Source organism: Moritella viscosa (assembly GCF_900120065.1).
In the GTDB taxonomy this organism is placed as follows: domain Bacteria; phylum Pseudomonadota; class Gammaproteobacteria; order Enterobacterales; family Moritellaceae; genus Moritella; species Moritella viscosa.
This window is the reverse complement of sequence record NZ_FPLG01000125.1, coordinates 1-24218: the sequence shown is the minus strand read 5'-3', so window position 1 is coordinate 24218 and position 24218 is coordinate 1. Positions and strand designations below refer to the sequence as shown.

Annotated in this window: 17 protein-coding genes; 7 read left to right on the top strand and 10 right to left on the bottom strand. The window is 32.3% G+C overall.

The genetic code is table 11. The features are described from left to right. Positions 1-362 precede the first annotated feature (362 nt). From BT797_RS20525 to BT797_RS20505, 5 genes are all read left to right on the top strand, one after another. On the top strand, positions 363-671 hold the full coding sequence (locus BT797_RS20525) for a pyocin activator PrtN family protein (RefSeq protein ID WP_082293750.1): 309 nt from the start codon (positions 363-365) through the stop codon (positions 669-671). 105 nt (positions 672-776) lie between these two features. Then, positions 777-2885: a DNA methyltransferase gene (locus BT797_RS23500; protein WP_082293749.1), complete on the top strand. Its 2109-nt coding sequence runs from the start codon at positions 777-779 to the stop codon at positions 2883-2885. A gap of 66 nt (positions 2886-2951) precedes the next feature. Beyond that, positions 2952-3701, top strand: coding sequence for a hypothetical protein (locus tag BT797_RS20515; RefSeq protein ID WP_075473309.1), 750 nt, complete (start codon positions 2952-2954; stop codon positions 3699-3701). A gap of 14 nt (positions 3702-3715) precedes the next feature. Further along, positions 3716-4735 carry an HsdM family class I SAM-dependent methyltransferase gene (locus tag BT797_RS20510; protein WP_075473308.1) on the top strand — a complete coding sequence of 340 codons (1020 nt, stop codon included), beginning with the start codon at positions 3716-3718 and terminating at the stop codon, positions 4733-4735. Between the two features lie 10 nt (positions 4736-4745). Next, positions 4746-5273 (top strand): hypothetical protein, encoded by a 528-nt coding sequence (locus BT797_RS20505; RefSeq protein ID WP_075473307.1) that lies wholly within the window; start codon positions 4746-4748, stop codon positions 5271-5273. A gap of 109 nt (positions 5274-5382) precedes the next feature. Here the strand turns inward: BT797_RS20505 and BT797_RS20500 are convergent, their stop codons facing one another. The 4 genes from BT797_RS20500 to BT797_RS20485 all read right to left on the bottom strand — a co-directional run bounded on the left by BT797_RS20500 (position 5383) and on the right by BT797_RS20485 (position 11437). Beyond that, positions 5383-6945 (bottom strand): hypothetical protein, encoded by a 1563-nt coding sequence (locus BT797_RS20500; protein ID WP_075473306.1) that lies wholly within the window; start codon positions 6943-6945, stop codon positions 5383-5385. Positions 6946-7211: 266 nt separating this feature from the next. After that, positions 7212-8402, bottom strand: a complete 1191-nt coding sequence (locus BT797_RS20495; RefSeq protein ID WP_075473305.1) for a hypothetical protein — start codon at positions 8400-8402, stop codon at positions 7212-7214. After that, positions 8389-10077 (bottom strand): AAA family ATPase, encoded by a 1689-nt coding sequence (locus BT797_RS20490; RefSeq protein WP_075473304.1) that lies wholly within the window; start codon positions 10075-10077, stop codon positions 8389-8391. The genes BT797_RS20495 and BT797_RS20490 overlap by 14 nt, the downstream gene beginning before the upstream one ends. 268 nt (positions 10078-10345) lie before the next feature. Next, positions 10346-11437 (bottom strand): hypothetical protein, encoded by a 1092-nt coding sequence (locus BT797_RS20485; protein ID WP_075473303.1) that lies wholly within the window; start codon positions 11435-11437, stop codon positions 10346-10348. A 260-nt stretch (positions 11438-11697) separates the two neighbouring features. Between BT797_RS20485 and BT797_RS20480 the strand changes: the two genes are divergently transcribed. Then, complete coding sequence (locus BT797_RS20480; RefSeq protein WP_075473302.1) at positions 11698-14049, top strand: hypothetical protein; 2352 nt, start codon at positions 11698-11700, stop codon at positions 14047-14049. 51 nt (positions 14050-14100) lie between these two features. Here the strand turns inward: BT797_RS20480 and BT797_RS20475 are convergent, their stop codons facing one another. The 5 genes from BT797_RS20475 to BT797_RS20455 form a co-directional block, all read right to left on the bottom strand. Beyond that, positions 14101-16101 carry a Shedu immune nuclease family protein gene (locus BT797_RS20475; protein WP_075473301.1) on the bottom strand — a complete coding sequence of 667 codons (2001 nt, stop codon included), beginning with the start codon at positions 16099-16101 and terminating at the stop codon, positions 14101-14103. 59 nt (positions 16102-16160) lie between these two features. Further along, positions 16161-19073: a type III restriction-modification system endonuclease gene (locus BT797_RS20470; protein ID WP_075473300.1), complete on the bottom strand. Its 2913-nt coding sequence runs from the start codon at positions 19071-19073 to the stop codon at positions 16161-16163. Then, positions 19073-20962, bottom strand: a complete 1890-nt coding sequence (locus tag BT797_RS20465; RefSeq protein WP_075473299.1) for a site-specific DNA-methyltransferase — start codon at positions 20960-20962, stop codon at positions 19073-19075. The genes BT797_RS20470 and BT797_RS20465 overlap by 1 nt, the downstream gene beginning before the upstream one ends. A 30-nt stretch (positions 20963-20992) precedes the next feature. Further along, positions 20993-21277, bottom strand: a complete 285-nt coding sequence (locus tag BT797_RS20460; protein WP_211705584.1) for a hypothetical protein — start codon at positions 21275-21277, stop codon at positions 20993-20995. A 102-nt stretch (positions 21278-21379) separates the two neighbouring features. Next, entirely contained in the window at positions 21380-22570 is a 1191-nt protein-coding gene (locus tag BT797_RS20455) for a hypothetical protein (RefSeq protein ID WP_075473298.1), read from the bottom strand. A gap of 295 nt (positions 22571-22865) precedes the next feature. Between BT797_RS20455 and BT797_RS20450 the strand changes: the two genes are divergently transcribed. Continuing rightward, on the top strand, positions 22866-23573 hold the full coding sequence (locus tag BT797_RS20450) for a hypothetical protein (protein ID WP_075473297.1): 708 nt from the start codon (positions 22866-22868) through the stop codon (positions 23571-23573). 51 nt (positions 23574-23624) lie between these two features. On the opposite strand, the gene BT797_RS23920 is transcribed toward BT797_RS20450, so the two are convergent. Then, positions 23625-24218 (bottom strand): hypothetical protein (locus BT797_RS23920; RefSeq protein WP_175545661.1); only part of this gene is annotated, 594 nt, incomplete at its 5' end.

The window sequence follows — 24218 nt, the reverse complement described above, 5'->3', positions numbered from 1 at the left end:
GGATTTCGTACCATATTTTTTTAATTTTAAAAGAATAATAAAAGAAGATCTTTATGAAACGGTTGGTTTTTTTATTATTTAAATAAAAAACCAAGCAAAATAATATGTTTTTAAAACTTTTTTTAAAAAAATTTAAATTTCTTTTTAATGGAATAATAAAGAAAAAAACGCTTAAAGCCCCGGCATTACTGGCCTGAAGGTACTTCTTTTAAAAATGAAAGAAAAAACATTGACTTCTTTTAAAAATCGTGAATCAAAGTCTATTGACTGGTGTTTTTTGTTGATATAACATATATGCATCTTAAAAGTTCAGGACGAAATGTATGAGATAAAACAAACTTAAATATACGAGAGGTTATTATATGAAACATGTTAAGAAGGAAAATATAGATAAAGAAAATAGTATTACTTTGACTCATCAAATATTACTCCAACAATTCAATCATAGGGTTTTAATACCTATTGATGAAATCGCAGAGCCTTACTTGAATCTTTCAAGAAGAACTGTTTTGAACCGAGCTAAAACGCATTATTTGCCTTTTCCTTGTTTCAAAATCGGTGATTCGCAAAAGTCTCCTGTTGTCGTTCATTTAAATAATTTAGTGAACTACATAAATCAGAGCGTTGCAGAAGAAAAGAGTAATTGGCAAAAGTTTCAAATCGAAAACTGACGATTTAGAACTTATCCCAGAAAATAAATAAAATAATCGACAATTTTTAATGAATTGTCATAGGGATTTTTGCGCCCAAAAAACAACAACAATTGGAGAAATATTATGAAAACAACAAATAATTTTAAATCAGTACCGTACCAAGGCAGTAAAGCAAAACTATTATCATTTCTAGATGATTCGTTAGAACACTATCTAGATGCTAACAATGACAAACAAATAAAGACATTCTTTGATGCTTTTTCTGGGAGTGGTCAGGTAGCGTATCACTTCAAAAATAAGTTTGACGTTATTACTAATGATAAACAGGTTTTTACAAAGGTAATCAATGACACTTACTTAAGTTCAAGTGCTGACGTAAAGCGCATTCAATCGCTTATAGATGAATTGAATAACCTATCAGATCTGTATTTCTACAAGACTGATGGTTGGTTTACACAAACATACTCTCAAGATTTTCTGGATGGTTCAGCCGTTGCATTAGATGGTTCTAGAAAAATCTGGTTAACCAAAAATGCTAAAAAGATAGATATGATCCGCACTCGCATTGATGAAATGCTTGAGTATGGCGAGATAGTCCAAGATGAGAAAAACGTCTTACTAACTTCTCTTCTTAGAGCTTCAAACCTTGTTGCTAATACAGTCGGACACCAAAACAGTTATTTAAGAAACTGGGCAGATAAAGCTCTAAAAGACTTGGTTCTTCTAGTACCTGACTTTGAACCTAACAAGCGTAATCATAAAAATCTGTGTGGTGATATTTTTGATGTTCTCGATGATGTATCTAGTGATATTGCCTATTTCGATCCTCCTTATGGCTCAAACAATAAAAAAGGAGCAGGGTTTTGCTACTCAGCCTACTACCACTTGAATAACACTATTGTTCTGAATAATCGACCTGAACTTTTTGGTAAGGCTAATCGACCACTGTCAACAAAAGCGGCAAAATGTGCGATTGAAAAGAATAAAAAAGATGTAGTTATGCCTCAGTTTGTTGAGCTGGTTAAACGCTCTAAATCAAATCTGGTTTGCTTCTCTTATTCAACACAAGGTTTGCTAACACCTAGAGATTTTGAAGAAGTATTTCGTCTAGGCGGATGTGATATGAACACTTTCAAAGTGTATTACACCAACCATCGTAAAAATAAACAAAGTCAAACAGCGTTAAAAAATGGCAGTTCAATCGAACGTGAAAATCACGATGCTGAACTTTATGAGTTATTCATCATTGCACGTAAAAGTGATATTCGATTGGTAGAAAGTCAGACTATACAAGAGAAAGTTGAAACATATCTACAAAAGGATGTTTCAGAACATTCAATCAGTGATAAATCATATTCGATTTATTACGACAACGAAAAAGGTTCAATCAATGAAAAAACTATAGGAGAAATATCAATGAGCAATAATAAAATTAATTCTAAACGTGAAACTTCAAAAGCAGGTAATGAAGCATTAAAAATCTATAACGAAGATGTTTTAGCAGTAATGAAAAGTATGAATGATGAAAGTGTTGATTTGGTAGTTACAGATCCACCATACAAGATCGCTACTGGTGGTTGCAAAGTGAATGGAGATACTTCCAAAAATCCTTCAGGGATGCTTAATCGAGGCATTGCAGCAAATGATCTTAAATCGAAATGGATTAACAAATCGAATGTCGATTTTATCAGAAGTGGTTCTTTGTTTAAGCATAACACAATCAAGTTTAGCGATTGGATACCTGAAGTTTATCGTGTTTTGAAAAATCAAACTCACGCCTATTTTATGGTGAACGATAGAAACTTAAATGAGCTAATGACAGAAGCGATCAAAGCAGGTTTCAAGCTTCAGAATGTTTTGGTATGGAAAAAGAACAATGCAACACCGAACAAATACTACATGAAAAACTGCGAGTTCATTGTTATGTGCCGAAAAGGTAAAGCAAAGAACATAGCAAACATGGGTACAAAAAATGTTCTTGAGGTGAATAACATCATTGGGTCTAAAACCCACCCAACGGAAAAACCCGTAGAGCTATTAGAGATTTTAATCAGAAATAGCTCCAAACAAGGTGATGTGGTTTTCGACCCATTTTTAGGAACGGGGAGTACATTAGTTTCAGCTCAAAATCTAGGTAGAAATGCGATAGGCGTAGAAATTGATGAACAGTATTTTGAAATTGCACAGAAGCGACTACAGCCAGTTTATGAAGAACTTAAACAAGCAGCATAAAGATTTAAAAAGAGGGGAAGACCTAACTGTAACAGGACGTTACATAACTTAATAGAGAGAAAAAACATGAAAAAACTAATTAAACATATTATTGAAACAAGTAAAAAACAACGAGTAAAACCAGATGTAATTTTTAATACATTTATGTCTATGACTTATCAATTAACTTGCACAACTACTTATCATCGGGATTTTAGTTATCTTGAAAAAGAGCATTTTAAATTTACAGAATTACTAGAAGAACTAATAACTCAAAATCCTTTTTGCGATGTGCTTGGTGAAGTAATGATTGATGTTTTTAGTTTCGATAAAAAAATGCTTGGTCAATGTATGTCTCCACCTGATATTTCTTCATTACAAGGGAAGATTCAAGGCAAGTATTTAGTTGAAAATATGAGTAATAAAAAAGAATTAAATATTAGTGATGTATGTGGTTGCGGAACTGGCTCATTAATTCTTGAACTACTAAACGTAACGATTAATAGTAAAGCTAAAATAATCAATGTTGTGATTAATGATATTGATGAAGCGATGGTAAAAATTGCAGTTATACAGATTCGATTCAATCTAGCAATTCACAACAAAAAGAAGAACAAGAAAAAGGCGAAGATAGTAAGTTTAACTGCCTATTGTGGGAACACACTTACCGATTATAACAGAGCTGAAAACCTAATTTTTTTTCCTAATCCACACATGATTTCTGAACAGTATGTTAAAGGCTATTTTGAACATCAAAAGCATAAAAATAGCTTAATGACTTTATTAGAAATTACTGATCGATTTAAAGAATTACCACTTAACACAAACGCTGCATAAAAAAGGAGAATATTATGATTAAAGATTTACTAAATGAATTACAAAAAGACGCAGATAAAAAAGGCGTTAACCTTCAAAGAGCATTTTCTGATTTTTTAGAAGATTTATATCAAATGATTAAATCAGATAATATAGACAGAATGAAATACTCAACGTATTTTGAACTTGTTTCTAAATATCCGTTCTACGATATTCTAGCTGATGTCTGTGTTGAAATAGGGCGTTTTGATGCGAAACGTGGGCAATATATGACTCCGTTTGAACTGGCTCAATGTTTAAATAGAATGAGCCAACCCGATAAAAGAATGAATCCTGAAATGTTAGATTTTAGCTGTGGCACTGGAATTATGGGATTAGTTACTTTACATAAAACTTATCAAGATATGTTCATTGCTGAAAATAGAATCTGCCCTTCTAGTTTTGGAATTGAGGTTAAGATTCACTTGAATGATTTAGATAATGAAATTAGTAAAATCTCAACTATCCAGATTTACATAAATTGGTTATTACACTGTTCGATGGTGTTTAAACTTGATCTTTTAGTTACTCAAAACAACGTTATTTCAGACTGGGAAAAACCTTTGAAAGTGATTTTTAAATCAGAAGAATCAGTTCAAAACTTTGAGTCAATGAGTAAAGCAAGGAAAAATAACTTAATGTTAAACCCTCCATTCGGGCTAAAAGATTATGGCTTTGAATATGCGAAAAAGAATAGTTCACAAAGTCGTTTTAAAGATGGTGTTCCGAACAAAGGTGATTGTGAATATGCTTTTATTCTATCAGCGATTGATCTACTTACTGATGATGGTAAAGCATTTTTAATTTTACCTAGAGGTGTTCAATTTAAGGATTCTACACGGAAATTTAGAAAATCAATGAGACTCCAAAAAATATTAGATGCTGTGATTGCTTTACCGCCTAAAATATTTGATGAAACAAGTATTCCAACTTGTGTATTTATGGTTAATAATAATCGCTCTGAAGCTGAAAAATCTAAAGGTATTTATATGATGAACCTGGACCAAGCAGCCTAAAGGAGAACTTATGAGAATATATAGAATATTAACAAACAAGCGTGATTTTGAGCGTGTAATTGATGAAAAGGTAGAACATAGCCAAGATGATTTTTTCTTAATTACTGAGTCTTTAGAAGCGTTCAGGGCGATAGCTGTAGATAAACTCTATAAGACTGAATTACTTAAATCACTACTCAACGTTTATAATCTTGAAAAGAACAATTGTGCTTTAGATATGAATCAATATCTTAAAATTAACAACAATGTTTTATCTGAAATAAAAGTTGAAGATTTAGAGCTGTTGATCATTGAAAAGATTTTTAGTGAACGTATCTATCGAGAGCATTTAACTGCTGATAATGCAGTTGAGCAAGCTTTGAATGAAGTGGCTGTAATGGTTTCTCGTAATATTGAGTTTGATTACAACCACGAATTGAAACCAGAAATTGAAGGGTTTTGTTTTGAGATTTATGAACCTGAATATCGTAGTAAAATAATTAATGATGTATTAGAAACAGGATTAAGTTTTTATGAATATCAGAGTAGTTTTTTATAAGTTCGAATATATAAACACTATTTCAGACAATGAAAAAGAACCTCAAATGAGGTTCTTTTTTTGCGAAGCATTTATTAAATTTAAGCTCTTGAACATCTAAAATTAATTATTATTCTAATATTTTTTTAAGAGTATTAATAAGTTCTGTCATTTGTTCTAAAATCTTATCGAATGCGGTTATTAGGTCGTTATCGTCAATCTCAAGTCGGTTAATTGTCTTTTCATACGTTTTACCTCGTCTATGTGCGACTCCCGAAGAACGCACTCCTTGAAGCCCTCCCAAGAAACTAGCAGCATCAAAATCTATCTCTTTTGATTTTATAAATGCAGTAAAGAGTTTTATAGAACCATTTTCATCACTAGGCATAACTGATTTTATACTTTTTACATTTATCGAGTCGATTGTGATTTTAACAAGTGATAAAACTTGTGAATCAAATTCAGATTGTTCATTTTTGGTTAAGCAATGTAATGTATTAAAACAATGATTATCTGTATCATTTAAGGGTAAGAATAAATACCAACCGAATTTTTCAAACCAATTATTTTGAAATCTTTCAAATACGCCTTTAAAGATTAAGTCGGGGCTTTGTGGGTTAGACCATTGTCCTAACATACTACGCTCAAAGTATGTTTTACTCATTTCTTTATCGTCTGCACCGATATTAAAACTCTTCCAGTATTTTTGTTCTGAATTGGGGATACATTTACCTAAATCACCTAAGAAAACACAGATATAATCTTTTGAATTATTGTCAATTCTCAAATGCCAATAACCTTTTTTATAAATCGTACTATCTGAAATTTCATATTCTGTTGAAGCATTATAGTATTTTTGAAGAACATCTTTACTAAAAAATACTTGGGTTAAAAAGTGCGGAGCATCGGGATTACCACCAAAATTATTAGCTAGAAGAGATGGATTACACGAATGAGATGTTGAATCGTGCTCATCACCTTCAATGATAAAACTCTCATACTCTTCTTCTAAACTAAATGGAGATGCATTTGATTCTGTTAGTTCTTGGCACTTAAAGAGCTTCTTACCTACTACTCTTGTAAAGTTTTGATAACCTTTAACATACGAACTATCAGAATATTTATCATATCTAATATGGTCTTTTTTAATGATCTCTTCTTTATCAAAGTTTTCATTGAAATGAAAAGTGCTCTCAAAAAACAAAAGTAAGTGCATTTGTTTTGCAGCCATAAAAGCTTTTAGAAATGAGGGTCTAATTGTGATCTCAGTTTCAGAGTATCGTATTACTTCAATCTGTTTTCCATTACCATCATCAACAACATATTTAGAGTTTTTAGTGTCGTTGTACAGAGCTAAGTACATCACTAATTCTTGAAGAATTTCATAACATTTTTCGTTTCTTCCTATAAAGTCTCGGACATATATCAAAGGTAAAAACTTCGATGTATGCTCTTCATAACTTACATCACCACCACACAATACGATTGAAGGGCAACCATCACCATGAGATAAATCCCACCCGTAAGAGTTCATATAAATGTATTGACCATCAAGAGGGGCTAAACAAGAGTATTGTGAACCATCAACCGTTTTATCATCAGAATCAAGATTTCTAAATAGAGGAATCCATTTTTCATTACCTAATTCATTTTCAACGTAATTAACAAACTTTGACATTTTACTTTTTGACAAAAGAACCCCTTAAATTATTCATAGAGTATTAATAAGTTTATACAATACAATCTAACACGATAACTATGTTTATAATCAATGCTTAACAGTGTTTATTTTTAATACTGTAATGAGTTATAATCGGTATATTTTTTTGTTCGGGAATAATATGAAGAAGTGGAATTATGACAAATACCACTCTTTTATTTTTTAACTAACTCTGATGAAAATGGAGAAGTTAAAGATAGTGAGTTACACAAAATTATTTACAAGCTCTTTTTAATTATTCAATCAGCTATTTCATAATTTCGATCTGATAAAAAATTAAGAGCATCAATTTTTAGTTTTTGATATTGTTCTTTCGTTGGTGACTGTTGAATATCCACGTCTAAACGAACCCTAATTAAATTATCATCATCTAATGTTTCATTGAGACACTCTGGATTGGAGTTAGCTAATAGTTGGTAGCGCTCTTCTAGTTTTAAAAACCAATTCTTAACATTATTTTTATTATGAGTGGCTTGAACTCTAAATAGATTTAAGTTTTTATCCAAATCATTGTTTTGGTTATTTACAGTTATATCTATAGCATCAATATTGCGACCTTCATCAAACATATAGTTGAAATTAAAAAGTGTGCTTTGGTCGATGCCATCTATATACGGGTGAACATAGCCCAACATAGACTTGGCTTTTTTATACTTTTGATTACACCTACCTCCTGCTGGAATAAGATTAGAAAGAGTTATTGCAAGAAATGGAAATTTTGATCTTGGATAGTAGTGATCTAAATCAGGTCTTGTTTCAGCCCCTTCTTCGTTAATAGTCTCTATGTCCTCGTTGTTACAATATGGGCATACATCCAAGTTCATACTATTAGTGATCTCTCGGCCAAAACGTTGCGACATTGCATTATAATTAAATATATTAGGAAACTCTTTTACCCAGTCTGAATATTGTAATTGAATATCCTCGCTCAATATATGATTGCCTTGTTTCATTGAGGTTAATAAGGTTAATTGTGTTTTAATTTCAGAGGCTACAGTTGTACCCTGCATCTCATCAATTATTGAAGGGAAGAGTATAGATTGACGTTCATCTGATAGTAATTGAAGATCAGTAAGAACTCTTTCATGAATGGCTCTTATTCGTTCCTTATCTATATTTTTTCTAATCGGCATTGATGTAACCGATGAGTCTAGATTAAGATCTTTCAGGTAATATTCAAGACAATATCTTTCGGATAACTCGTGTAAATGGTCGTAAATAGTTGTTATTTTTCCATCTAATTCATCGGCATTACACAAAATTAAATTTTTTATAAACTCGTCAGTGAATATTTCAAGTATACGCTCTCGCTCTACTTCTGATGCAGTTAAGAGTATCCCTGAAAATGAAGGTATCAACCTTTCTGTTACTACATACTCTTCATAACTAGCTAAAAAATTATCGCTGTGAAGTAAATTAATTTTTATCATATGAGCCTAATATCATCTGCTGTATGTTTTTGCTTTTTATTTTTTTTACTAAAGCAATGTCCTGATTCGTGAGCATTTGGATATTAGATCGAGTTAATAACTGATTAATAGCATTTTTTGAGTGTTCACCAAATGTTGAGCTAAGATGCATACCTTCTACATATAGGTCTGTAATATGAGAAGCAAATCCAAAAGACTCTACAACTTTAGTTTTACCATTATTCCTATCAAGAGAAACGATATCTTCTGGTAGAAAATCACTTATTATTATAGGTGAGTGTGTGCTCAAAATGATCTGAACAGTATCGTTTGGAAACTCAATTTTAGTAAATTCAAGTAATTCGGAAAAAAAGGTTCTCTGCCAGTCTGGATGTAGATATAAATCCACTTCGTCCATGATAATTAGATGACTAGAAATGGACTGGTTTTTTTGATCATGTATGTAATTATATAGTTCGGAAAATATATTTAATTTGGCAAACTCACCTGTACTAAAACCGTTCCAACCATATGGAAAATTATTTAACAAAAGTGGAGGGAGATTAGAAATACAGTTTGTCAATTCAATTATTAAATCAGCATTAAATGTTGATAAATTATTATTTTTATTTATCTGGAACTCATCAATGAATACATCTATTACATGTGAAATTTTTCCAAGAATACCTAGCACTTCTTGGTACTTTAGAAGGATGATAGGAGCATCTAATTTTACTATACTATCGGCACTGTCAATGTCTGATTTACTCGAATCTCGCCTTACTTCTGATAATATGTTCGCTATATCGCTTTCATTAAAACCTCTGCTTATAAATGCAACTAGAAATTTAATGAAAATTTCATCTCTATGGCTTTTTCTAATAATGGTAAGTTTGGATAAATAATTACATATTGATAAAAGGTTTGCTCTTAATAGTTGAGAGCCTATGTTTTGATATTCACTCAAATACACGCCACTTAAATGGTCATTAAGTTGATGTTTTAGTAATTTCAAATGTTCTTCTGACTTTATATGTTTGGATACAAAATTTTTATTATTCAATAATGATTTCAGATAAGCGGTAGAAGAAGTGTTGAATTGAAAAGTAAATTTGACTTTAGGTTGCTCTAATTTATTGAACGATTCACTTGTATTGAAGTATCGAATCAATCGGTTTGTCCGTTGAGAGACAACTTTTTTACTTCCTTTCACGTATTGTGATAAGGACATATCGTATATAAATGAATTAGACTTTCTCTTGTTTGAAAAATCATTCGTTTCCACGCCCGTTAAATTATTTGCTTTGATAAGTTTAATTTTATGGCGTTTAGCGAGTTTGGATAAGTCTGTTTCAAATGTATAATCTTGACTGCTTACAACAGAATTTTCATCAATATATAAATTGATAGTGCAGATATGATATTTTTTTGTTTTACTGTCGAACCATACGATAATACCGCTAGAATCAGTGCCTTCATAAGCTACTTCTAAAAAATCAAGAATAGTGCTTTTACCTACACCATTTTTCCCAATTATGGCACTACAGTCCAACCCTTGATAGTAATCTAGTTCAACTGAAGAAAACTGTAGGGTTAATTTGCCATCCGAATAGTTACATTTATGTGAGCTATTGATTGGTATATCAATATCTTCTAGTGCTTTATGATTTTGGATATGAAGGTAAGCTAATTTCATTAATGATTCACTGTAATGATTTATTATCAATAGGATGTTGTTTTCAAATGTAAGATTGGAAGAAACTAAATAGTTTCCTCGTGAAAATCTGTTGTTACTGTATAGGCATTTTGTCAATATATGCCCTTCAACTGCTCCACTATAGTGGAACAGTTGAAGGCTATGCTTATGATAACACCATAAAAAAAGATAACTACGTTTATAATCAATGCTTAACAATGTTTATTTCGTAACATCAGAAATTGTTGTTTTTTATCGTTCGGTATTTCTAATTTATACTTTTAGATATTCGCTCGAACCTTATAATTTCTGGTTGGTATTGACTTATATCTGCTTTGATTCTCACGTCAGTATTATAATCATCATACTTTTTTTTCTTCAGTATGAAGTCTTTTAGCTGTTCAGAAAAGTCTTCATCACGGTCTTTAGGTTCTTTTTGATAGTAAGCATTATCAACAGCAGATTCAAAAACACAGTCATTATCAACAGTAAAAATATATTCATTTTCTAGGTCAGTCGTAACCGTAAATTCTTGTTTTAGGCTTGCAGTTTTGAACGTAGATTTTAACTCTGTACCTAGTTCTGAAAGACTAATATATCTCACGCCAAGATCATGAGGAATGTAAGCAGGAGCAACCTTGATTCTTGCATCACCTCTAACATAATCAGCTAATGAAAAATCGTGTCCTTCAATATAAAATTGAAAGTCATAAACAGATTCTAACTGGTTATTATAAACACATTCATCACGAATAAAGTACATATCAGAAGCAGGGAGAGTATCAGAGTAATGCTCAAAAATGAGTGTGTAAATCTCACTATTTTGATCAATGAACGTCTTATTGTATGGTTCAAAAATATCTTCAATCACATCAAAATAACTGAATGTATTAAGATAATTATTACTGAGTGAAGTTTTGTAATCGTTATATTCATAGCAGATTCTATCAATATTAGATTTATACAGAACATTTCCTTTATCGACAAAGGCGATAAAATCTTCTCGATGGCCGTTGAGTTCAAGTGATCGCTCAACATAAGGAATGTTAAGCTGTTCTAAGATTTTCTTTGAAGTTGATTCTTGAACTTCATCAAAAGGTAAAACACCTTCATCAGTGATGATTTCAAGCTCTGTAATCGGTTTTGAACTGTCATAAACTACAACGTCATAATGTGCCAGTAATTCATCTAATTCACGCTCATATTGGCTTACAAAGCTTTTTATTGTGAATTTAGAATCTGAATCATCAATGGATTTTCGATGATGCTGAATAAATCCTTTTGGTGAACGACAAGAAGCTTCACCTGTTAGGAGTGAAGCTTTTTGATTACTCAGCAATGTTTCAATCTTGATGTTCATAGCACCTCTCAACTTAATCTTTAACCGTCTTGTTTTTATTCTATTCTTCTTTTCCCCTTATTATATTTATACCGTTAGGGATTTATTTGTAAAATATACATTAAAAATAATTTACAACCACAATTAAAGTTCAATAATAAATGTTGTAATGCTAATGTTTTTAAATGTTCTGTTTGTAATTTCTTTAAGGTGATTGATTAAAATAATATCCATGATAAATATAATATATCAAGGGAGATATATAAATAAGGATATTTATAATGATTTTTAAAATGACGAAAGTTGCATTCACAGTCGATAACTTCAAACATCACGTTATGTATGTTATTTCAGTAAAAAACAAAAGAGAGATTGCAAAAGACAGGTTCAACTTATTATTCAAAGGTAATAAGCATATGTCTGATCTAGGGGGTTATCTAAAAAACTTCGGTGAAGATATGGCATATGATGAGATTGAACAGGTTGTTCAAAAGTATTGCGAAGATAATCATCAGTACATTGTCGAAACTTATGTTAAGCACAGCAAAAAAAGTAGCTGTTTAGACTATAAAAATGAGTGCCATACAACCACAGGTGAAGACGGTCTTCACTATCTTAAAGGAAATTGCACTTATCAAATGCATGAACGCCAGCGCATAAATGACAATTTGAAGAATGGTGTATTAGAGAATGAAGATAACAAATGCAAGATTGACAAAGAGCTAGTCGAGATCTTAAAAGGTCTTGATACAGAAGAAGAAAAGATGAGTGCAATCAACACGTATATGAGTGCTGACATTATCGCTATGTATATGAATGAAACGAAAAAACAGCGTGGCATTGGAGGAAGAAAAACAAAAGCAATTGATATTGAAAAGATGAGTAATGAGCATATCGTTGGTGAAGAAAATCCCCACGACCATTTTATGTTTGCGCCATATGATCCAGCTTCTGTTACTGGTAGATTCATCAACCCTATGGCTTTTTCTTATACTAAGCAAAAAGTTCATATCGCCTTTGAGAAAAAATATTCATGGTGTCTCGATCAAGGTATCGCAATTGGTTACTGGAAGAAAGAAGGTCTGTTTGCAAGAAGAGAGTTCCTTGCTGAATGTATTGCTAATGGTCAAAACTGGAAAGAGGCTAGGAAGAGTTATAACGCTATTAAATCTAATATTTATAACGAACTCAGCAGTAATAAATCAACCGCAGAAGTCATTGCTTCACTTAAAGAGAAAGGCATACACCTTACACCAAACAGTTTCGGCAAGATGAAAATTGAACTAGACGATTCAAAAGTTGAACTGAATACCGCAAGTTTTACTGGTAAAGATTTTGAAGTTGCAGTTAAGAAATTCACAGAACGATTTGAATCTGATAGGACGCTTAAATCAGGGCAAAAAGTCGATAAAATTGAAGATGTTCTTACTACAATTATTGAAAAGACGAAAGTAGATTTAGAACGTGATTTGAAACAAGCCATAACACCAGAGCAACAGAAGATAGCGAAGCTTAACGCTTTTAAAGAGTTTGAAATTCGCTGTCATAATGCAGGTTTGATTGTGAACCTTAATAAACAAGGGAATATGTCGTATCACACAGTTCAAGACAATAACTTTAAGAAAAGCGGCATTATAGAAAACAACGCAAAACTGACTAAATACAAAGCTTCAACTTTCATCAATCCAGAGCTTCAAGGGAAAAGCTTAATTTTGCTCTTTGGTCTTGATGAAGAAGCAATTATGAAGCATCAAAATGAACTATTTGCAGTGATGCCAAAGACTCTAAACTACCGTCAAACCGTCTACACAAACGTAGATCTGACCTTGATGAATACAGTGGACCAGGAATGGTATTTGCAGAAACGCTTCAACGATTTGTTTGACTACTATAACACTGAAGCAAAACCTAATGACGATGGTTCAATTTCATTTTTTAACAAAGATACTGGTGAAGCAATAGCGAAAGTAATGCAAACCTCAGATACTTCTTGGACAGCGACATGTAATATTGCAAACCCGAAAGCAGCAGGGGCTTTCTTTGCTGCTTTGGAGTTAGAAAGAGCAAGGACTTTAGGCGAGGGGCAGGTCTTAACAATCACTCCCCCTGAAGGATGCAATAATTTTGATCATTTACGTCATTTGCAAGTAGATCTGATGTTTTCAACAGATTCTAATAGTAATAAAGTTAGGGTCGAATACCCAAATAAAGCAACAGATGAACAACTTGAAAAGCTCATCGAACAGAGACTAGATAAAGAGCTTCAACGATTTGATAAGAATGTTCAGAAGTTCAGTAAGAATAAAACTAAATTTACTTTTACAGAGGCAAGTGGTGTTCACCTGATCCGTAACCCTGACTTCATCGACTATCAAGACAAAATCCAAGATCAGTTCAATCGTCAGATTGTCGATATGATAACTAAAAATGGCATCACTGAAATCAAGTTCAGCACCAAAGATGATCAATACATCGAAAGAAACGAAAAGGCATTGCTGAAGCTTGCTGAATCGCTCACTGATGATAAAAGAAAACTTGTAGAGGAAGTCATTGAATCTCACAAAACTCAAGCATCTACGAGTATTCAGAGTAACAACAAGAAGAAAATCAGACCAACTAAACTTAAAATATGATTTGATTTATCTTCTTAGTGAGAAACCATCTTTCGATGGTTTTTAGTGAGATCACTCTAAATGCAATTTTTTAAATAAAATTGAATTTCGTTTTTTCGCATCACGTAGGAGTTTATCAAAGGAGATAACTTCAATGACGGTATTGAGATTGTCGTTATAGAAGATATAACCTTGATTGTCTAAAAGGGGTTTATAATTTCTAATCTCAAGAATCTCACGGATTGAAGAAGTTAAATCACAAATCACGTAACAATAGATTGGTATTCGTTTATCTAGATGAATTTCTCTACCTCTATCATCTTTAATCTGATCTGGTTTTCTTAGTTTAAGCACATATCCAGTGACCTGATCGATAGGATTGTCCGAATCTTTATAGTTATCACGCATTGGACGTTTAAACTCGACAATGATAGCCGTAGATGTTTCTCGCTTATCATCACCGTATACAACAGGATTATTAAAAACTAATAAGTCAGGACGTTCTTTAGAGTCGATATCAGTTACAGATTTGAATGATTTATCTGATGCAAGATGCTTATGGTAAGCCATACGCTCATCAATTAGCCAAAGATTATGTTCTTGCACATCATCACTGGTAGAGCGAATTGCCATAATAATGTCATGAACAGTATCTTCGAGCGCATACTTATCATTATCTTGAAACTCTAAGCTGAACTCCAAAGCATCGATCACAGCTTTTCGATGAACAATATACTTAGCAAGATTTGATTTTCCAACTTCGTTTAGATCTTCAGTATATTTTTGCAAAGATTTTTTGTAAGCAGGGTAATCTTTAATTTTACTATGCTTTAGTTCGTCTTTAAGGCGTTGGGCTTCCTGCTTTAACTCAATCTCATAATTTCGATTAAGTTTGTGTAGTTCAAGATCAAGTTTCTCGTCAGACAAATCGAAAGGAATTTTATTTAACCATAATGGGCGGTTCTTGATGATGTGGCGATACTCATAACCAGCGTGATTAACATATCGTTCAATCATCTCTCTATGCTTTGCGTACATTGGTTCTAGGAATGGTTCAAATACGGTTCTTCCATAAACCATTAACTCTATAATAATCGTGTTGATTGCAGGAGAGTCTTCATCTTCATCACATAAGTCTACTTTCTCAGCGATTCTAAATCCCGTTCGCTCTTGGTTAACATACTGATCAAGATAAGAAGAAGTAACATAAATCGAGTAATTAAATTTTATTCCACCAATATCTTCAAAAATAGGAGGTATATTTTCCTCATATTCTTTTAGTGTATAGCCTCGTACAGACCGAGAATCAGCGCATAAAAACACTTTATGGTTTTTTTGTTTGTTGATCTTAATATTTTTAAAGAAGTGAGCTTTAAACGTGTTTGATCCGATTGAAAAATCTTCTTGCTTTATCTCATTAGAATAGCTCGTTTTAAACAAAACTAATAAATCAATGGACTCACCACAATCACCTAATAATTTGAATGATTTAATTTTATCTTCAAGAAAGTAAATTAGACAGTGTTCTATTATTTCTGAGGCAATACTATCAAGATCTTTAGGCAATTTACTACGATACGGATCTTGGATTTCTTTCAGAGAAACCTTAGTTCTTACTTTTTCTGATTGAACGGCATCAGTAAATTTTTCACTTTCAAAATCAACATCATCAACGGAAAAGCCAAAAGTAAGCTTTTTCATTGATTCGCCTTCGAGATAGATACTTTCAACTTCTACTGTTTCAAAAGCTTTAAGCCACGTAAAACGACCTACGCCTTTACAACCTAAGTTTGATTTATGGGTTGATTCCGCAGTTTTGAATGATTGGTAATTTTTTTGATTAAAACCATCACCATAATCAACAATTTCAAAAGACTCTATTTGCTGAAACCTACGGTCTTCATCATGCAAAACTTCTTGTGTAGCCTGACGAAATGCTGTGACAGTTAGATCAGCTTTATTATCTTTTCTTGTCGCTTGAATTGAGTTAACAATAGCTTCAAAAACAGGTACAAGACGATCATTAGGTGATAATGTGAGGTTTTTAACCTTACCTTTAACATCTATTTGCACTGTAGCTCCTTAGCCAAAAAAGGCAATGTCCCTTATGCGATAGGGACATTTTAATTTTATTATAAATGCTGCTTAATTAAGTCATAAATCAAATCATCAGCAAACTGTGTTTTAAAATCGACCTTTACTTCTTTACTAATCTGAGCGAATAGAACTTTAGCATGTTCGATCTTTCTTTCTTCTTCTTTGCGTAAATTATCTTTACCATCAACATTTTTTGTTTCAATGATGAAGTTTAGAAAATCACCTTTACTTGTCTTTATGACATATGCAAAGTCTGGTGAGTAAGAGTAACCACCAGATACAGGGATTTTAATTGAGTTCTTTGGAATCTTAGTAAAGACTGATACAGATTCAATTTCACCGTCAGTAATATTCAATTTCTCAAGTTCAGAATCGTAAAACACATCTTCAAACAAGTATGTATCTAAAGGTTTAAGTGAATCTTCATTATAAACTCCTAAATCACTTGCCATAACTTCATCCAAGGCTTTACCTTGATTATCAGTAAATTTCGTAGGGTGTATACTATTTGAGATGATGTTATAGCCTAAACCGAACTTATTAAATGAGTTGTATAAGAGAAATTTACTAAATCCAGATTTTATCTTTCTGATAGTCTGAATGTTTAAATAATCAGTAATATCAATCGTGCTTTGCACACCCACAAACGCTTTATGCAGTGTAGATAACTTGATAAATGCTTCTTGAGATAAACGGTTTAAAAACTCTTTGTAAGTCATAGTAGAGAACTTGGTAAAGTCATCATCATTACCAAACATTGACTTAGACATCGCAGTATCATTATGAATGTATACCGTTTCAATACGAGTCTGCACACCTGTTTTTTTGAACTTGTCTGATTCTTCAATCAGGTATTTCTTAAATAGTTCAAGAAAGTCAGATTCACTTGCAATTTTATATTCTAAAATCGCTTTCTGGTTGATCATATCCCAAAGTGCTTTTAGTTCATCAAATTTACCAACACGCATTTTCGAGGTTTTTTTAACACCGTTATCAACTTTAATCTTATTCGGTTTAACACCAGTTGGGAATGCTTTAGGGTATTGAGCTTTTAGTTTTGAATAGGCATCAGAACCAAGTAAATTTTCGTTTTCGTCAATAATCCCTTTACCCAACAAATTAGACATAATTTTAAATGAAGATAGGTCTGGATATTCGGTTGTTATTTTGTCTTTAATTTCTTGAGTCAATTTACTTGGTACAGTCTCTTTGAATGAAGAATTATTTACTTCTTGAACAAGAGAACTAACAAAATCTTTTTCTGTAAAATCGACATAATAATTAAGCATAAATGAACGATCTTTAACACGCCCCATATACTCATTTACTGGCAAACGAAGACCACGACCAACTTCTTGAAGTTTTGATGTTGTGCTACCGCTTGAGCGTAATTTAACGATTTGCATAACATTGGGTGAATCCCAACCTTCACGAAGAGTCCATTTACTAAAGATAAAACGTCTTGGATTATCTAACGAAAGAAGAAGTTCTTTATCATGAAGGATTTCATTAATTTCTTTCTCAATTTTTTCATCTTTATCACTATTATCTTTCGAGAAATAACCACCATGAACAACTGACACATCATTAATGGTTTTTTCTAGATATTCTCTGTAGAAAGCATCGGTTTCAACTTTTAAGCATTCTTTAGCTTCTGCAATAACCCACTCTTCGAACTTGGTTTTTAGGCTACCAGCAAGGTTGTTACCATCACGATAACCTTCAATATCATCAATAAAGAAAAGCGATAATGGCTTAATTCTTGGTTTTTGTGTCAGTAGCTCACGTTCAATCTTGAAGTGTTCTTTGATCGCTTTACGGACCATATTGTCTTCAAGGGTATTAGAGTATGAGTAAGGGTTGATAGACTTACCTACCTTCAATTCAATACCGTTACTCAGTACAACCATTTTTGTGTTAAGTGATTCAATATACAGATCGTGGATTTCACTATGAGTTTTTGATAATGCATCACCTTTAGCTAACTTGAACACGGTTTTGTTACCGCTTTCGTTTAGCTCAAAAGTTGACTCTTTGGTTGTTGATTTAGTGAGTTTGAGATTTGCAAAATCATCACCAACCACATCTTCAATATAGACATTAATACCTTTAACTAAATCGTTATTGAAAGCATCAACAGCCGTTAAGCGATAAACTAAATTCTCATATTCTTCATTGAACGTAGCACCATAACGGATAATAAACTGAGCATTGAGTTTACTAATGTTATCCCACGTTTTCTTCGCTGTAGGGAATTTATGAGGTTCATCTATTATGATAAATGGTTTAACTGCACTTATTGCATTAATAGGTGTATCAAACTTGTTACCTAATAATCCCGTATCATAAGTATCAACTAATGATTTTGAGTTAATCATTCCTGAGTTAATGACTAAAACGTGAATGTGTTTTTTATTGAAATTATTCGCTTCTACAAAATCGTGAACAGCTTGAGGCATAAACGATTTTGAGTTTTTCTTACCAGAACCTTTTTGGCTTTCCACCACATACGTTTTCAGCTCACGTTCATAATCATCACGGAAATGCTCTTTTAATGCATCACTTTTCAGGAAATTAACTGTACCTGCTTTAATAGACAATGTAGGGACGATAACAATAAACTTGTTGATACCAAATGCTTTGTTAAGATCGTACATGGATTTAGTATAAGTGTAAGTTTTACCTGTGCCAGTCTCCATCGAGATATCAATAACATTACTCTTAGCGTTGTAATGCTCTTTCTTATGTTCGATGCCGTTGAATTCTTGCACTGATTTGATATTTGCATAGTATTGAGGATCAGTAATACTAAGAACAGGGTTCGCTTGAAGACGAACAATCTGATCTTCAGATTGTTGAGGTTCAGCCCCGACAAACATACTCATTAATGCGTCTACACCTGCTTTTTGATGTGGTAAGTTCTTTTCAAATGTAAATCCTTTGGACATTAGTTTCGCCCTACCAAATCAATTGCTAAAGACTTCTTATTAGCATAACTTTTTAGAGCTTCATTAAGTTCCATCTGCTTCACACTATCAAAGTTATTGCTAAAGAAAACAATTTTGTTAGGTGAGAATTTTTTAACTGTATCGAGCTTTTGAAGTAATGCTTTGAGTGCATTACTAGAAAATTCAGGAGCAATCATATACAAGCGATTATCGCAAAGATGAGCTTTATAGCCATTTAAATCTATATCCTGAACTGATGTTGTTAATTCACTTCCATCATACAAGCGCCAAGAAGTAAGTAAGGTATGATATTGCTCATCTGTTAGAAGTACATCATCGAACATTGTAAGGTTCATCAATGACAGTTCTTTTTCATCATCTTCGACTCTGAAATCTTCAACAGTTTCAAATATTTTAAATCCTAAATCGCCTTGATAATTTGGATTCTCTTTACTAATTTTTTCTGCGGCTTTAGTAATTCTATCTTTAGTTATATCGAATATCGTTTTATAACCAACTTTAAAAGCTTCAGTCTTAATACCTGTAATTTCAGGGAGTTGAATACTTATAAACTTGATTTTTTTATTTGAAATAGAGAAGTTTAAAGCTGCATGTGCAGTTGAGCCTGAACCAGCAAAAAAATCTATTATCAGGTCATTTTCATCAACACTGATTTCTAACATTTTTTCTATTAGTCGTGTTGGCTTCGGTGTTGAGAAAACTTTTTTCCCGACAAGTTCAGCGGTTTCTTTTTGAGCCTCATCATTATGACCAACGGACTCAAAAGACCACCAAGTGTTTGGAACTGTACCGTCCTGAATTTCGTGTAAAAATCGTTTTAACCTTGGCTTTGTGTAAGTTAGATCTTTACCCCAGAATAATCGGTTCTCTTTAACCATCTGTTCGTGTTTATCTTTAGAGTATCGCCAAACTGCATTTTCATCAGGCCAAACTTCTCTTCCATCTAAAGGGTGAGTAATTGAATACCAAAGAGTAGGACGTTCTTCTTTAGTTTTACTACTGACATACTCTCCAGATGTCCAAACACCTCTAGCATCATTATCAATATTTTTATATCTAGATAATTGCTTTTCAGTTCTAGGGAGTAGTTTTCTTTTGAAGTCACCTGATTTTCTATATGCTAATATATGATCATGCATTGCTGCAATACTGGGATCATCATTAGAGACTGAATACTTCTTTTGCCATACAATATTTGAAACAAAATTTGATTCGCCAAAGATTTCGTCACAGATAAGCCTTAATTGACTAACTTCATTATCATCAATCGAAATGAAGATAACACCATCATCCTTGAGCAGTTCTTTTGCAATATATAAACGGGGGTACATGAAGGTAAGCCAAGCACTGTGACTACTTGACCCTTTATCAGTAAAGTCCAGAATACGTTCAGCTTCATCAAGCTCTACCCCTGCAAGTTCTGCGAGTTGCTCTTTAGTAAATTTTCGGTCATCGTTATAAACGAAGTCGCCAGAACCAGTATTGTATGGAGGGTCGATATAGATCATCTTAACCTTCTCACTGTATGCGTTAACCATATGCTTAAGCACTTCAAGGTTGTCGCCTTTGATAAGAAGGTTTTTACTATCTTTGTTCTGCTCTAATTGGTTGTGTGCAATATCTTCATTGATTAGGGTCTTAGGTGGAAGATTAGTCAATAGACGAGCGTAAGACTTACCAAGCCAATTTAATGTGTATGACTCTTTTGAAAGCTCGACTTCGTTCGCATTTACTACTTCAAGCATCTTCTCTTGAATGAAGCTACCATTTTTATCAAAGCACTGAGGAAAGTGTTTCTTGAGGACGGCAAGCTGTTTGCTGTTCACTGTCTCGATGTTTGAATGTAGTGTTTCTTCTTTGATTGTCATTTTTGTATCCGAATTATTTATAATATTAACTTATTCTGAGTCTGCTTTGTCAGTAAGCTTAATAGACGCTTCTGTTAAACCGATTCTTAGCAATTCAGCTAACGCTCCATCTAAGCTTTTGAAGATACGAGCCTCATAAGGCTGTCTAGAGCTACTTAACACCAATGGTTCACCATTCCATTCAGAACCATCGAAAACGATTGTATATGCGCTTTTCATACCTAAAATTTGTGCGTGGTCGATAATCCCACTCTTGACTCGCTCTTTAGCCATCGAGCTAAGTATGCAGTTGCCACCGTTTATACCTGAAATCATGATAACCCACTCAATATCCGTTTTTGCAACAATATCAAATATCGTTTCAAAAATACAGAATTGCAATGTGAAAAAGAGAAGTTACACGAACAGTTCTTATGACTACATTCGATTTTTCATCATTTTTGTTCCATTTGATTTTTTGTCTGGTGAAGGATTATCAGTTTCAGTATCACTAGATGATTTATCATTCTTCGTGTACTCAGCCATATCAATACTGTTTTCGATGTATAGCTTGAAGTATTTGCTAATTAACATTGTAAAAATCATTACAAGTTGTTGTCTACAAACCTCGAACTGTTCCATACCTTCGTGAGATGATAAATCTACAGCAAAAAATTCACTCATCGACATATGATTATCAGACAAGTATCTATTTATAGATTTTGTTACTTGTTCTTTATTTTTATCACGAAACATTTTGTTCCTGATATGAAAATCTAAGTCTTTCTCATAGTAAGGATTGAATGTTTCAATCTCTTTAATATGTCTAAAAACAAAATAACAGAATTCAACTCTATCTTTTTCTAATATTCTGAGCGGAAGCTTCTTAAGCTGTTGTCTGATCAATGGATCTGATGTTGCAGCTTTGATTGTATGTTTTGTATTACCAGAGATAAGCAGATTGACTAGCGGTTTTGGCATCGGGATAGGCTTAACGGTATACATTTTACTGTTCAGTAGATTTATCGCATACATGAATCCAATATTGAGATTGGGATTCTCAAAATGAACTATACAACCATTTTTCACATCTAAACGAAAATACTCTTCTTTTGAAAATTGAAAATGTTCTTCAAGCTCATTGATAGATCCATCGTGAATGTACTTTTTCATGATGTTAAGAGTTGTATCGTTGGGTTTAAATTCCACATAATTAGGGAAAAGTGATTTGCTAGATTTAAATCTGAAAATTGAGCTGGGATTGTCGTTGAAGCCTTTCTTTTCAGCTTGTTTCTGTTCATAAATTAATTTTTGTCTCTTAGCTTCTTCACGCTTTTCAGTAGCAATTCTTTCTTCTTCAGTAACAGTGATCAGATGTTCATTTTGGATTAACTCCAACTCAGGAAAGTGTTGTTCTATGCCACTATCTAAAATCCTATACAAATCCTTAATCACTTTTTTCTGATTCATATAGCTTTTTGGGCTTTGAATTGAGTGAGGGTAAGATTTAATAATAACTAACCTTTCACCTATATTGAAAATAACTTTAAGACCTTGGTAGACCTTGTTCGATGTTTTTTCTATATAATAATTTTTTAATACTTCTTTTTTCCTATTGTCTTTGTTCATGCTTTTCTCCTTTGTTATCAAACATACTGATCTAATAGCATTTATAGCAAAATGATCAAATTATTTATTTTTACATTCCTATTTAGGAATGTTTTTATTTAGATGTAAAATAAAATTAGAGGTGAAAATAACAAGGTTGTTATCTGATGTTTTCTTTAAGGTATTGGTTTTTTAGAATGGAAATACAGTACCAAAAAATATCGGTTATCATTCTGTTAATATGATCTTATTGAAAAATAATATCTTCATGATAAATATATTTATATAGGTATATTTAATTAAGGAGAGAAAGGTTATGGATGAGTTACACATAATAAACAACTATTATAGTAAGTATGATAATTACTATTTAGCAAAGATTTTAGAAATAGACATAGACGAACTAATAGAAAAAACATTCAATATGAGTGAATGTGATTATAAATTGAAAGTGGCAATTAAAAATTATAAAAGATCTAAGTCTAAGAAAAATGTTGAATCAGTAAAAACTTCAAATTCAGATGCAAAAAGAGTATATAGAGATTTTGAACGGTTATTTGAACAAACTAACCACATAAGTAATTATTCAAAAGCTATTTCAGATCCAGCTCTGATTCAAAAACTAACTGATGAGATTGGTAAGGTGGTTGTCGCTAACAGGCTTTATGGTGAATCGTTAAGATTTATTTTTGATGAGATTAGTGCTGATAAAGACAAAATAAGAAGGGTAAACAAAGAGCTTAAAGCATTAAAATTAAGCTATGCTCACGCTAATTACTTAGTTGAATCTGTTACCAATGAAGATTCCAAAAGCTATCGTAAAATCAGTAAGAGAATTGAAAATGATTTTACTTCACTACCGATGATTCATGATATACAAACACTAGAACTAGCATTGTTAAGTTGTTTGAAAAGTGGTAAATATTTGATAGGTTCACACGAAGATTTTAAATGTGTTCACTTACACTTTGATTATCCTGAAATTTATTTAATTAAATTTGCAGTGGCAAAAGCATTAAAATAATATTCAATCAGAAAAAACCGCTATTAGGCGGTTTTTATTGCGAAGCAAAAATTACTTTTTAGCTGGTTTATATGTATAAGTATCAAAATCACTCTTTTTGAGTTTTGAAACATCAACATCATGTTCAGGTGGTAACTCTTTTACAGCACTTGAATGTTTTCTATATAAATCACCAGCGATATTGTTTAGTTTTTTTGCTTCATCTCTAACTTTACCTGCATAAACTTTATTATAAACAACGGCAAAATTATTATCTTCTTCAAGAAGAACAGCATTTTCATCAGCTAAAAGCTCTTTGAAAAAATCTGATGCTTCTTCTTTTAGAGTGATAGTATTAACTAAATAATAATTTTTATTTGAGGATTTTGTCGTAGTTGTTTTAGATTTTTTACCTAAACGTTTTGTCAAATCTTTTAGATTTCCTTCATTAATTGAAGCTGTGTTTTCAATTACCCAAGGAATTAGAGCATTAATTGTTAATTCAATTAGTGATGAATCTTCTTCTTTAAGAATGTTTTTTAAAGTTTTTTCAATTTCTTCTTGGCGGTCTAATTGTTCGATTCGTTCATTAAGTTCTTTTTCTTGTTGTTTCTTGCGTTCATCATTTTCTTTTTGTTGTTGCTGTTTTAGTTTTTTAATTTCTTG